Raw genomic sequence first — 12,665 nt, 5'->3', positions numbered from 1 at the left:
TGGCTACTGTGTTTTTATCATAATTCAATCACGCCATTTGCGTTTTCCAGCTGGCTTAATTCTCTTATTGCCATTGATATAATTAGAAATTGATCTGATAATTTTTCAGACTGTATAACCCACGCATTATTTTTGTGCTGAACTTTAAAATCTGATTCACACAAATGATATAATTTTGCTTCAACTGACGCAAAAACAGACTCAAGCAACTGAGCATTTGACGCGAGCTCTTGAGCAGAAATGTTCTTGCCATCGCGGGTGACTCCGAACTTTGTGTTTTCAACCCATTTATTAATAATTGTAGTCAGATTCATTTATCTCTCCTCCAAAACGCTGGCTAAACGATTCTAATTTTAGCTTAATGGTCTTTGTCTCTTTACTTTGATCTGAGACATTGAATGCTGTTGGCTTAAGTAAAAGTTGATACAGCTGTAAAATCTCTGCAAATATCCGTTGTGGCACATAGTTTGAGTTAATACCCACTTTATACATAACTTGAATCATCATATCTTCATCGATCACTGACTCGTTATAGTTAAGGTCATTAAATGGATTTGATGCCCTGTGCGCCGGATCCACGTGCAAAAACAGTAAACTATTTTGATAGTTGTGCAATTGAATTAAAAGCTGCGCCTTAATCTTGCTAACGATATTATTCAGATTTTGCTTACCTTCCCGCATATAATTCATATATTCAGTTTGCAGATCTTCAATTGCCGAGAGCTTTGCCAGTTCAGAAATGGCCACTAAATCAGGTGAAAGCTCCAAAGGCTTGGGTGGCTTGGAAAGTTTAACTCCCCCGCTATAACTTAACTTAAGCAAATCTACTTTATTAATTGCCACGGGCACATTTTTAATAAACTGATTAACACGCAACTGCTTTGATTTCGGAGGATTAGCATAAAACATTTTTGCTCTTACAATAGTTGATTTAAAGAAAATATGAGCCTCCCCTGGCGCCTGTTCTTTTAAGTCCATAAGATCAATTCGGGCACGTTTTTCAATCCCTGCTTCTCTGGTGTCTTTATAGCCAAAAGCATTTCCATCATTGCCCATGTTGTAACTACGGGCAACTGTCACATAGGCTTCTCCTGCAGTCTTACTAAAAAAATCCCATGTTTCTGTTGGATCCTCCAGCTTCATACATACTTTAATGTTGGTATTCGCAAAAATCGATGCAGCTTCTTCTTTTGATGCTTTTTGGAAGGCAGGCAAATCCTGCCCCGCAAAAATAACTGAAAATCCCAAAGATCTGGCCTGTGCAGGAACGACAGCAAACCCTTCAACAGCATAATACCCATATTAATCCAGTACACACAAAAAAGGCTCCCTGGCATTAGATGGCTTAGCATCGATAACCTCTTTGTAACTGCCTTGTAATTTATTGCCTAAACCAGAAGCCAGCATTGTTTTTAAGCTCGCAATAATAAGCTTTCCTAAATTGGCAAGCTCATCAGGAGCTTTCTCTAAAGCTGGCAGTAGCACAACTAAAATTCGTCTATTTAAGATGACGTCTTCAAAATCTACTTCCGCCAGATCTGTACGCATAATATAGGCATAAACATCTGCCAGAGAACCAAAAATACGGGTTAATTGCATTGTGATATACCCGTGCTGTTCATACGTTTTATCAGATTGCTTGCCTACATTTTTCTTTTGATAACCGGGTAATGTTGCTAAATAGTTATATAATGGGTCGGTGACTGAAAAGGGGAACTGTTCTTTAAGCAGGGTGATATTATTATACTGGTCAATTACCTGACCCTTCTCGAGTAAATCTTCTAAAACATCTAATACAAAATATTTACGTATTAAACTTGCATCCAGCTGATAATAACCCTGGTCACGCAAATAAACCAGGACCCTCATCAGGGCTTCTACAAAAGAAATTGCTCTTCCCTTCCACATATCGCCATCACTACTACTGGATGATGATCCCATCAGACTGACAACAAGCTGTGATAACATGCTTGAAGAGCCTGCGGCAAAGGGATTGAGGGTATTTGAGGTAATATCTTTTTGTTTACCAATAATATCCTGACCACCTGTCATAAAATTAATAACCAAAAGGTCATCTTCTCTGCCAAGGTTTCTGGCAACAGAAAAAATCTTTGCATAAAGCGCGTTATCCCCTTTACCATCAACATAAATTAAGCCACTGCCTCTAACGAGCGAATTATAAGCCATAGAAATTAATGCTTCTGTTTTACCACTGCCTGTTGAGCCAAATATAAGTGCATGTGTGCGCATGTCATCATTTGAAAACCACAATTCATGCTCAGTATTAATATCATTACCAAAATAATAAATACCTTGGGCAAAACCTGGTTTCTTTGTCCCAGGGGTCAAATCATTCTTATCTTTGAACTTGGAGCCTATTGGCAGTTTGAATGGCAAAACTGGGCGCTGCCAAAAGCTGTATGAGAATAAAAACAGGATCAAGACGAACAAAGCATCATTTACCAGAGGGAAAAGATATAAACAAACCGTCAACATGGTCATTAAGGCGCAACCAGAGGTTCTGTCCAGGATAAAGTCATGTAACCTTAAGCTCAGCGGACGAACATCTCGAATACTCTTATCCGGGCTTGCCTCCTGGCTTCTCTGTAATCCCCTGAATGCTTTTTTCGACATGATTATTTTAACTTAATTCTTTGCTTGCCTAATAACAGCGTACGCAGTACACGCGTAAATACAGTCAGTGTGATGCGAAGTTTATACAGAACAACGAAAAAAATAATCAAAATAATATCTAACGATAATGTCCATACCCTGAAATAAAAAAATGACACGGCAATAACAATAAACACGCGCGCGTCAATGAAAAATAACCGTGGAACTCGACTTGAATCACGCCAATGCGTCACTGTATTAATTCGCATAATTTCTTAAAACCTCGTGATAAGTTTCTGGAGAAATCTGATTAGCATCAAGCGCCAGTTTAGCACTTTGCTGTAACGTTAAACCCTCAGCTTTAAAAATATGATCCAGGCTGTGGCTGAGCTTATCCGGGTCCTCAGCCAATAATTTTTTTCTGATATCAGACCCGAATTTTAAGTACTCTCTTAGCGCAATTCTCCCTCCTTGTAAACAAGGCACCAGGACTTGCCAGACCACTAAGCGAATGACAGACAAAAAATTATCAACGCCTGATTGCCTTTGTTCATAAGGAAACAGGTTTAAAATTCTTTTTATTGTATCAACCACCCCATTTGAGTGAAGTGTGGTATACACCGGGTGCCCCGTTAAAGCTGCTTCAATGACGGCGTCCATGGTTTCCAGGTCCCTGCATTCTCCTACCAGAATCAAATCGGGCTTACGTCGTAAAGCATTACGCACACCTTGAGCAAAGCCTGGCAAGTAGCGAGGAATTTCAGTTTGACTGACCACCGAAGATATATCTTCATTGGTGCGATATAAGTATTCGACAGGGGATTCGTACGTCAATACTTTTAATGACTTATGTCTGGATTGTAATCGCTCTTGGACAACAGCCGCGAGCAATGAAGTTTTTCCTGATCCAGTAGCACCACAAACCAGTGCAATGCCTTGTGAAATTGTAAATGCTTCGTACAATTCGTGACTTACACTAATACGCTCTAGAGCGGGTGGATTGGCACTGATTAATCGTATGGAAATCTCCACACTATATACGCCAGAACGATAATGACAAGCGGTTATATTCACTCGGTAACGCTGATCTATAAAGCTGCCACAGTTCGTCAGAGAATAACCTATATCCAGATCTTTACCACTCAAGGCTAACGCTACTGCATTATCGCCATATAAGAACCTTGCCATATCTTCGACATCTTTTGCGGATAATAAACGAGTGCCAAGTGCAAATAGACAACCATCTTTATCTACCAGGACATGTTTTCCAGGGTGAAGCGTCACATCTGATACAGACAATGACTGGCAATAAATTAAAAGCTCATCTACATCGGACTGCGTATAAAAAGCAGGGTTAACATAGTTATTTTGTGGGGTCGTTGACTTACTTGCCTGTTCCATTAGCCACCTCATCTGCTAACACTGGCTGCCATTGAGTGGCATTTAAGTTAAACTGAGCGTTCTGATTTAATTTCCACAACTTATTATCTATGACCAGATTACTGTTATCCCCCGTGACACCATATTGCTTTATGGATACTTGAGGCATTGTAATCATGCCTTTTATAATCATTTGCTTAAATAGCAGCATTCCCTGAAAATCACGTGTCAAGTAATGCATGTTAGTTTGAAAAATGGACATGCCCTGCTTAACACCATCTTGCCAGGCTGACTCAATCGCTTTATCCCATATCTGCTGCTCTTCATTGTTTTTGGGTAATAAACCGGGATCGGGGAGCCTGGGCTTAGCATAACTCATAAACAGATAATCACGCCAGGTGGGAGGGGTAACAACAAATTTTGCAGGCTTAACAATATGGTATGCCTCGCCATTAATGCTTAAGCTTAAACTGTTTTCTGCGAGAGTGCTCGTATTGTAGTTGGCAGAGATTACTGGTGGCAAAATATGATGAGGGAGTAATAATTGATTAAAATTATAAATGGTATCCAGCACAGCTACTCGACTTTCTAGAAATTTATCAATCCGATCACTTATCGATCTTAACCCAGCTTGAGCACCAAGTACCGTTGCCGCTTCTTGAATTGCTTCCTGCCTGACAGTCAGGCTTTCAGTTTGACCGGTTTGTTGTACTATCTGATTAATATTTTTTAAATCATTCAAGCTATATTCTGCAGGCGGGGCATATATCATGCTGTATACCTCACGCTTAAGAGTTTACGCTCACTATCTATATAAATATACGCTTCGGACCTGGCTTGAATCTGAATATTCTGCAAAATATACCTTATGCTTCCTATCATTGGATATTCTGGTGAACCTATCTGTATCAATACGGGGAGCGCTGGTTTTTGACCATATACTTGAAACTGGTAACCAATCATGGAGGCAGCCTGCCTCAATAAAGGTTCTATATCGCCATACCAGCTTAATTTAGCCCGTTTTTGTAATGCACTATCTTTTATCTCAGTAAAAGGTAAATCAATTTTCACATTATAGGGATTTGCTAGCGCGTTTAGCTCGCGTAGACTATGGCTAATGCCCTGACTTGAATCATTAATTTCTTGCAAAAGAAGTTGTTCATAGTCAGTTTTACCAGTTACAGTCTGATCACTCGCGCAGCCTGATATTGAAACTAAAAGACACAGACAGATTAAGGTAGATATCGAATTTTTGTAACATGATTTAATTTTTATCATTACTATTTGCTCATTTTAGGTAAATTAAGTAACTGAATCTGCCCGCATTTATATGAGTTTCATATCACATTATTGGAAGTTGTCTGATTTTACTTCAAACACTTTTTGTGCCTTACTTTCTCCAGCGCCAGACATGATAGTACTTTGTATCATTTGAATGGCAGGCACCAAACACATTAAAAATACCCCAATCATCATATGGGCAATGCCGTTTTTAACATGCTCCCCTTGCGCACCTTGCGAGGTATGGTGTTTTCTGAAAAGATTCAACCCCGAAAAGACAAACCACATCCCTGCTAAAGTTGCCACTATTTGAATAAACGATTCGACTTCCCCAATCACATTAACCAGATTTTTAGCCCAGGCGGAAAAATTGCCGTTTGAGTATCCTCCGCCATCATCTCCGGCAAAAGTCATTCCTACCCCCAACAGAATCAGACCGAGTCCTAATAAGATTTTTAGCACTGCTCTTTGTTTACTCATTTGTTTTATCCCACGTTTGATTTATTTTCAACAAAACCCCACATAATTTCCAATGCTATGTAATGAATGAAAAATAAGTGGAATTTTGATTTACCTCTGCACTTGCCCGCATTACTACCGAATGCGATCGCTCCCCCAGGGGAATAGATCAAGAAGCTGGTGCAACTTTTATACATTCTTCTAATACGAAGAATTTTATAGCGATTATTCGCACTTGCAAATACTCCTGACAAATGGCAGACGTAATGTCTAAATTTGTGGGCTAAGGTGGGTATAATTCCCCTTCACAAGTGAAGGGGGTGAAAAGCGCCCGAAAGAAGCAAACAGTTTTGCTTCTTTAGCTTTGAACGCCACAAGCTCTGCGCGTGAGGCTGACGGGGTAGTATATAATCAATGATATTGTGACTATTAGGTGTTGTCATTGAAATTGATGGGACTAGTCATGACGTTAAGGTCAAATACGATATGAAACGAGAAGCTTATTGACAAAGTTTTGACTTGTTGATTATTCATATTTTGGACATTGATATTAAACAAAATTTGACAGGAGTTTTGGCATATCTGCATCAACAGCTGAAAGATAAAATGATGCAAATGAAATGACTACCCCGTCCGCACGCCTGACCACTTTAAAGTGGTCAGGCGTGCGTCCACCCCTTCACAAGTGAAGGGGAATTTAGCGTCCACAAATTTGGAATGCGTCCCGTTTAATCTGTCCTCTATTCCAGGTGCTTTTAATGGATATGTGCGTTAAGCTGTACCGAAATTTGATTCAAAATAGCCCAATACGCCTGCTCAGGTGTTACAGCAAAGTGTTTAGCGGTCGCTTGTGCAAGAGAGACGATCAGTTTGGCAAATACATTTTTATCACTTGCTTTTGCAATAGCTTCGTAATTACTTATTGTTGTCAAGTCTGTTTTCATGATGAACATCAGTGCTTGATAACTGTCGGTCAGCCCGGTTTTGTTTTCGGCATTATGAGCGAAATCAATAACACTTTGCGGTAATTTCAAGGTGAATATTGTCACACCAAAAACCTTGATTGGTATGTTAATGTTCAATGCTGATTCCAGCGCGCCATTAACATCAATAACAGCCTGCGTGACGCCTGAAGCTGTTGCATTTTGACGTAACAAAGCTATGTTTGACTTTAAAATTTCAGGGGTAACGTTATAGATGTCGTCAATGGCGCTTTGCTTGATTTTAGCGTAAGCACTTTGAGCATCAATCTGCAGCTGATAAGCCATGGCATTAATTTCGACATAGCTGTCCTTGGCATGATCCATACCTTGCTTTTGGATATTTGCCAAACCATAAATCATCATGTAATTTACAAAATGATTAAAGTCTTGTGCCTGCTCGCTGCTGTTTTCGTTTTTCCAGAATGCAACGCGCGCCTGCCATGCCTTGTCAAAGGCACTCTTATAATTTAACAGATGCTGATCCATAACAGGCAATGTATTGATGTTTTGCAGCGCTTGATAGAGTTCTTTGCCTGCATCTGTTGTTTGTTGACTGGCTTCTGTTACATTGACATCCTTACTGTAAACTGGATATTCCTTAATGATTAAATCGGCAAACGATATACCTGTCGTAATGGTATGGATATATGACTTACTTTTTGCAGCATTATAAAATGCAGTCAACTGTTTAATACTCTCAGGATTGCCCGATAAACTTTCCGTTGAAAAGCTTTGTAAGGTCTGGCTAATGATATTTTTATCAACGGGTGTTTCTTGTGATTGCGTGTAGTTTGCATAAGATACATTCGCTGTTATAACTGCTATAGATAAAGGTGCTATGAACAGTTGAAGCTGCTTAAATTTCATTGATTTCTCCTTTGATTAATTACTTATTGATGTACACATTATTTTGTGGACGCTGTCGATTGTAATCGCTTTAAATGGAACCTCTATGAAGGCGTTTAAAAATGGACGAATCGTCCTTAATTGCCAGGAATATTTCCAGGCAGGGAAGTGGGTATTGGCGATATCTTCGCCAAGCATGGCGTATTGCGCCTAGGGGCGTATTGTGTATAACACCATAACATTATAAATTGCGATTTCCTTGGGGATAGTACATATGATTACAAAGTGCTCAGCATATTTTTATATTTATTTCAAAATAGCGATTTAGGTTTATTTTTGGGGATTCACAGTTATAGATGATTGAGTACAAAAGACATATACTGTTGCAAATGTGCTGGATCTAGGTGTATACACGTGATAACGTAACCCCTTAATGGAAAGGGTTATAACTAGCCAATTATTCTCTGTGTATTCACTTTTATATGATGTCTCTTGTTTGTATACAGGAGTCAGTACAAAATAAGGTGATGAGTCATTTATTGTTGGGTATGCTTTTTCCACATAGCAACCTTTGAGGTCTAAGCTATACACTAACGTTATTGTGTCTGGTGCGATAACAGGATTGAATTCGTAATAAAGATCAAAAGTTTTAATTGACGTATTGCCTGGATTTTGATTATGAATTGCTTGTGATATAGTTTCGCCATTTAACGTGCTCAGGTAGATATCATTGGCATATAGATTGGTTGAGTTAACACTGCCTAAAGTGACTTTGTTGCTGTTAGTTCCAATAGAAAGCTGCCCATCTACTGCTGAGATCGAGCCAATCGAGTTATGATTATTCGTAAAATTAATGGTGCTAACATTATTCATTTGATGATCACTGTCAGGTTTTGAGTCATCAAAATTAAAACTTGACTCCATACTGTTTTTGCCAGTAATGCTTAACCAGTCTGTCTCTGAATTACTTTGTTTCGAGATGAAGCGGATATCTATCTGAGCATTTTGTGGCAGATAAGTATAGGAAAATTGACTGCTTTCTTTGGCTGATAAGGATCTTGCTGCTTTGGCGACCATTGCTCCTGACAGTGCAGTGGCAAAACCAGTCACCTGAATTTCAGCATTAGCAGTATTGGCTGCTGAAATATTAGTTGTTATGTTGTTGTCTGTGTAACTCCATAACGGTGAATTTAAGGTAAAATTTGCAGGTAAATAGGACTCATTTGTTGTTGGTGGTCTATGCGCAGCTATCAGCCAACTGACTCCTGTTTTTGAAAGCTTTCCTGGGTAATCAGCAATGTATTCAGAAACAGCTTGTGTATATTGCACAATATTTTTAGCCAAATCAGCTGCTTCAATTTTTTGATTTTCGGCTTGCTCATGCCAATAATACATAATCATCATCAATCCTGCGATGGTGACAGCTATCACCATTTCAAGTAAAACAAATCCACTGTTACGACGTGTTTTGGATGTGAGACGATGTCTTTCCTTTAATTGGTAAGTCATTTTAGTATTGCAAAGCTCAGATAAATGACACGGCAAGATTTGGAGTGGCACTACAGCTTGTCATTGCCTCATTTAGCGTCGCTGGTGCCGCAGTCTTATTAATTTCAAAGGTGACTACGTTACCAAAGAATAAAGGCACTGTTTTGGGGCAGGCTGACGCGGGAATAGAAAAGCTATACTTCCCGGTAGCAGTATCGATACTTATGGTACCACCCCATGGAGTTAAAATATTTTTGTTATCTGTGCTAACCCCTAATTCTTTAGGGATTGCTTTGATCTTAATTAGGTTCTCTATGGTCACACGTGAATAGTCAGAGCCATATGTCATGTTAATGTTTTGGTCCAGGTTTGATAGTCCTTGAAATAATTTCGCACTGTTGCTGGAACTCCACAACGCCTGAGCCGTGAACACAGCAATTGCCACCAAGCCTGCAATCACTGCAAGTACAATCATCAGCTCAAGCAACGAATAACCTTGTTGCTGATAACTGTTTTTTTGTCCCAACACCGTTTGTGTGTTTGTTTCTACTATATTCATTTTTTTCTCCTGTTTTAATGTTATAAAAGTTATTTGTTTGAGACTGAAACTCATTTCTTTTGGCTCTGACCATCTTCCCGCCCACCGTCACCCTGCGCGAAATTGTTAAGGGTATTTGAAAACTCGATTCCCGCCTTCGCGGGAATGACAGTGCTTATTTTGTTTGAGCGGAGATTTGGTCCTAAGCTTTTCTTTTCAAGCTACATAGCATGAACACCTATTGCGTATATCGCCCACATAAAACAAACGATATACACGGCTGTTAATAGCATTGTGATTGTTCCAACTAAACTTAACATTCTCTTAATTGAAGCCGTTTGTTTATTAAGATACTCGTTAGCAAGCTGTTGTATGCCAAACTCAAACTTTCCTAAATTAGAGTAAATGGCAAGAACGCAAGACAGCTGTCTACTAAACAGACTGGATTTTGCAAGAGCATCACCCGAATTGCAACCAGCATGTAAAAACTTCAACATTTCGTCTATATGACTTGAAAGGTAAAAATTTGCTTTACTTTTGATGAATTTCAGTGTATGGACGACAGAATTCTGCTTGTTGCTTAGCATTGCTGCCAGCGTTATCATGAACTTGACAGCGAGCAGATTCTTATAGGTCGAAAAGGGAATGATTTTATCTAAAACTTCAGAGCGGATGATTCCTGTTACACGCGGGGCAGTATATTTGTACAAGGCGATACATGATAATAAACCTAGACACAAAATGCTTAGATGCCTGGCAATATATGAGTTGAAATAATAAAACTGAACGGTAAACTCAGGCAGCATGTCAGGAGGAACTGAATCAATAATGGTTGGCAATAATATAAAATTTGCAAATAACATCATCCCAATCAAGGCACTGATATACATAGTTGGTTTGATTAGGCTTTTTAGAATCATTTGTTTTAACAGCTTGAGTTTTTGCCCAATTTCTCTAGCGTCTGAGAGGGACTTGCCGCTATCTTTACTGGAACATAAAATCATGAATTCCTCGGTTGGTAAATAAAGAGAAAAAGCCTCTGCAAAAGTTATTCCCAGGTGAGTATAGCGATAATACACATCCTCCAATATTTCTATGATAAATTTATTGGGATCAAGCAAAGAGCGGGCATAGACTTTATAGTTATAAATAATTTGCCTTAGGCTATCCTCAATGCTAACCCCTGATTTAAGAATCATTTCAATTAATTCATAAACATCAAGCCGACGTTTCAAACTAAATTGTAGCTTTAAACACCAGAGCTTTAGCGAGTTATGCTTGCTTTTGGTTTTCATTTGGTTATTGCCTTTGTTTGAATAAATTGAATACACTCATCATGTATCACTGCCAACTAATTTACTGTAAATCTCTTTATATTTTTGTTTTGTTAAGTTTTCTTTGTTGATGTCTGAGTCAATAAAGCCTAATTTACTTTCTAGTGCCAGCGGGCATATCTCTCCATGGAATAGTTTGCTTATTGCATGTTCTAAAATTGTGTTAAATCCATGGTTTCGCCAAGCGTTGTAAGCATCAACCGTCCTTTTTTCACGTATGAGTTTCAAAATTTCTATATTAGGCAATAACATCTCCGCAACAACCGTTCTGCCAGCAACGCCCGTTTGATTGCATTGATTACAACCTGAATCATTGCGAAAGCGAATTTTTTGCAGGCTATTTTCGGGTAATGAATAGGTATCAACAACCTTTTCAATCCTTTCAATTAAATGTTTTAAACTGTTTTTTTCAGTAATTTCTAAATCAGATATTTTTTTGCTGCAATACTGACATGAGTTTTGTATTAATGTTTGGTGCACAACCAGTTGAATAAAGCCAATACTACACAGTAGATCAAGATCCATCTCTATGCGGGCAAGCCGCTCAATTACCCCCAAAGCTGACTGGGCATGAACGGTGGATAAAAATAGGTGCCCAGATTGTATGGCTTTTTGTGAAAATAGAGCTGTTGTGCTGTTTCTTATTTCATTGCAATAAATAATATCGGGATCTAGGCGCATTAATGCCTTTAGTGCTTTGTTGAATTCTTCAGTAATTTCCTCTTCACTCATCCCCGCAGACTCATGTACAACCAACTGATCAACTCCATTAATAACATATTCAACAGGAGACTCTACTGAGATAATTTTTTTCTTACCCTTTGAGTAAGATAATATTTCAATAATCAGACCTGCCAAAGAGGTGGATTTCCCTGAACCTGTGGTTCCAGAAAAAACAATTCCCCCGCTTGGCGCTAATGATACTCGATTTAACGACTCCAACTGGATTTCGGTGTAACCCAAGTCATGAATATTTTTAATCGCAGAGGCATCTGATGATAAAAGCCTTAGTGCAACAATATAATATCGCTTGTGTAAATCATCATTACTTGCAGCAACTATTTTAGAAGACATAAAGCGGATACGATACATTCTATTGTTTATATGTCTTTCAATAATCGTTTGTTGCTTTTCTCCTAAGTCAAATTGTTGATCTTTTTGTCCCTCGGCGCCTTGACCGTTATAAACGGAAAGTATCATTTTATGCATGTGTTCTGCATCGTGGCGTGAATGATGAATAATCTCACCATGCACTCGAAAAGATACATCTGCAGAATCCTGCATTACTTTAATGTGAATATCTGAAGCATTTTGATTAATTGCAGACGTCAAAATACCATCAAAATAATTAACCAAGTCAGATTGAGAAAGGCTGCTATGTTTATTGTAATTTTCGTACACTCGACGAATAACATTCGGTGAAACGATATGCGTTTTTGTATACTTGTACTCTGTCTTTTGAATGATTTCGTATTTGTACTGGCATAAAGCCTCCAAACTATCAGGGTTTGCCTGAGCTGATTGTAAGATATAGGCTTTATTTCTATCGGAGTGTTTTTTAGATTTGATAAACAGGACATGTGTTAAGGTTCGTGCGCTGAGCCGCCACTTCAGATAGGAAATGATTTTATCTGCTCTTCGTATTCTCCCTGGCAATCAGAAAGAGACAGTTTTGAATATATTTCTAATGATTTTCTGCTTTCATGTCCTGAATATGGTTGAATCATTGCATCATCGACACCT

The 12,665-nt window shown here is 38.7% G+C and carries 12 protein-coding genes and 1 pseudogene; all 13 read right to left on the bottom strand.

The window, feature by feature from the left end; genetic code table 11:
• Nucleotides 1-17: 17 nt before the first annotated feature.
• Nucleotides 18-314, bottom strand: coding sequence for a hypothetical protein (locus tag CU053_RS04185; RefSeq protein WP_100550887.1), 297 nt, complete (start codon nt 312-314; stop codon nt 18-20).
• A pseudogene (locus CU053_RS06595) lies at nt 292-1,260 on the bottom strand (TraM recognition domain-containing protein); the annotation flags it as partial. The pseudogene CU053_RS06595 and the gene CU053_RS04185, both read right to left, overlap by 23 nt.
• A 42-nt stretch (nt 1,261-1,302) precedes the next feature.
• A complete protein-coding gene (locus CU053_RS06590) occupies nt 1,303-2,634 on the bottom strand; it encodes a type IV secretory system conjugative DNA transfer family protein (RefSeq protein ID WP_325063828.1) in 1,332 nt (443 codons plus the stop codon).
• A 2-nt stretch (nt 2,635-2,636) separates the two neighbouring features.
• Nucleotides 2,637-2,882, bottom strand: a complete 246-nt coding sequence (icmT, locus tag CU053_RS04175; protein WP_100550886.1) for an IcmT/TraK family protein — start codon at nt 2,880-2,882, stop codon at nt 2,637-2,639.
• Entirely contained in the window at nt 2,872-4,014 is a 1,143-nt protein-coding gene (locus CU053_RS04170) for an ATPase, T2SS/T4P/T4SS family (protein ID WP_233263335.1), read from the bottom strand. Before CU053_RS04170 ends, icmT begins: the two co-directional genes overlap by 11 nt.
• Complete coding sequence (locus tag CU053_RS04165; RefSeq protein ID WP_100550884.1) at nt 3,998-4,765, bottom strand: type IV secretory system conjugative DNA transfer family protein; 768 nt, start codon at nt 4,763-4,765, stop codon at nt 3,998-4,000. Before CU053_RS04165 ends, CU053_RS04170 begins: the two co-directional genes overlap by 17 nt.
• On the bottom strand, nt 4,762-5,271 hold the full coding sequence (locus tag CU053_RS04160) for a DotD/TraH family lipoprotein (protein WP_100550883.1): 510 nt from the start codon (nt 5,269-5,271) through the stop codon (nt 4,762-4,764). Before CU053_RS04160 ends, CU053_RS04165 begins: the two co-directional genes overlap by 4 nt.
• A 69-nt stretch (nt 5,272-5,340) precedes the next feature.
• Nucleotides 5,341-5,754: a hypothetical protein gene (locus CU053_RS04155; RefSeq protein WP_100550882.1), complete on the bottom strand. Its 414-nt coding sequence runs from the start codon at nt 5,752-5,754 to the stop codon at nt 5,341-5,343.
• A 734-nt stretch (nt 5,755-6,488) separates the two neighbouring features.
• A complete protein-coding gene (locus CU053_RS04150) occupies nt 6,489-7,583 on the bottom strand; it encodes a hypothetical protein (protein ID WP_100550881.1) in 1,095 nt (364 codons plus the stop codon).
• A gap of 309 nt (nt 7,584-7,892) precedes the next feature.
• The gene (locus tag CU053_RS04145) at nt 7,893-9,071 is read right to left on the bottom strand and encodes a type II secretion system protein (RefSeq protein WP_100550880.1); all 1,179 of its coding nucleotides are present in this window, start codon (nt 9,069-9,071) and stop codon (nt 7,893-7,895) included.
• 16 nt (nt 9,072-9,087) lie between these two features.
• Complete coding sequence (locus CU053_RS04140) at nt 9,088-9,609, bottom strand: type 4 pilus major pilin (RefSeq protein WP_158106995.1); 522 nt, start codon at nt 9,607-9,609, stop codon at nt 9,088-9,090.
• Nucleotides 9,610-9,809: 200 nt separating this feature from the next.
• Complete coding sequence (locus tag CU053_RS04135) at nt 9,810-10,883, bottom strand: type II secretion system F family protein (protein ID WP_100550878.1); 1,074 nt, start codon at nt 10,881-10,883, stop codon at nt 9,810-9,812.
• 39 nt (nt 10,884-10,922) lie between these two features.
• The gene (locus CU053_RS04130) at nt 10,923-12,578 is read right to left on the bottom strand and encodes a GspE/PulE family protein (protein WP_100550877.1); all 1,656 of its coding nucleotides are present in this window, start codon (nt 12,576-12,578) and stop codon (nt 10,923-10,925) included.
• Nucleotides 12,579-12,665: the final 87 nt, after the last annotated feature.

The organism is Caedibacter taeniospiralis (assembly GCF_002803295.2).
GTDB lineage: Bacteria > Pseudomonadota > Gammaproteobacteria > Francisellales > Francisellaceae > Caedibacter > Caedibacter taeniospiralis.
This window is presented reverse-complemented; position numbering and strand designations above follow the sequence as displayed.

Bases quoted from the DNA above. Each gene is read 5' to 3' on its own strand.
- CU053_RS04185 (WP_100550887.1), bottom strand. From the start codon at position 314: ATGAATCTGACTACAATTATTAATAAATGGGTTGAAAACACAAAGTTC.
- CU053_RS06590 (WP_325063828.1), bottom strand. From the start codon at position 2,634: ATGTCGAAAAAAGCATTCAGGGGATTACAGAGAAGCCAGGAGGCAAGC.
- icmT (WP_100550886.1), bottom strand. From the start codon at position 2,882: ATGCGAATTAATACAGTGACGCATTGGCGTGATTCAAGTCGAGTTCCA.
- CU053_RS04170 (WP_233263335.1), bottom strand. From the start codon at position 4,014: ATGGAACAGGCAAGTAAGTCAACGACCCCACAAAATAACTATGTTAAC.
- CU053_RS04165 (WP_100550884.1), bottom strand. From the start codon at position 4,765: ATGATATATGCCCCGCCTGCAGAATATAGCTTGAATGATTTAAAAAAT.
- CU053_RS04160 (WP_100550883.1), bottom strand. From the start codon at position 5,271: ATGATAAAAATTAAATCATGTTACAAAAATTCGATATCTACCTTAATC.
- CU053_RS04155 (WP_100550882.1), bottom strand. From the start codon at position 5,754: ATGAGTAAACAAAGAGCAGTGCTAAAAATCTTATTAGGACTCGGTCTG.
- CU053_RS04150 (WP_100550881.1), bottom strand. From the start codon at position 7,583: ATGAAATTTAAGCAGCTTCAACTGTTCATAGCACCTTTATCTATAGCA.
- CU053_RS04145 (WP_100550880.1), bottom strand. From the start codon at position 9,071: ATGACTTACCAATTAAAGGAAAGACATCGTCTCACATCCAAAACACGT.
- CU053_RS04140 (WP_158106995.1), bottom strand. From the start codon at position 9,609: ATGAATATAGTAGAAACAAACACACAAACGGTGTTGGGACAAAAAAAC.
- CU053_RS04135 (WP_100550878.1), bottom strand. From the start codon at position 10,883: ATGAAAACCAAAAGCAAGCATAACTCGCTAAAGCTCTGGTGTTTAAAG.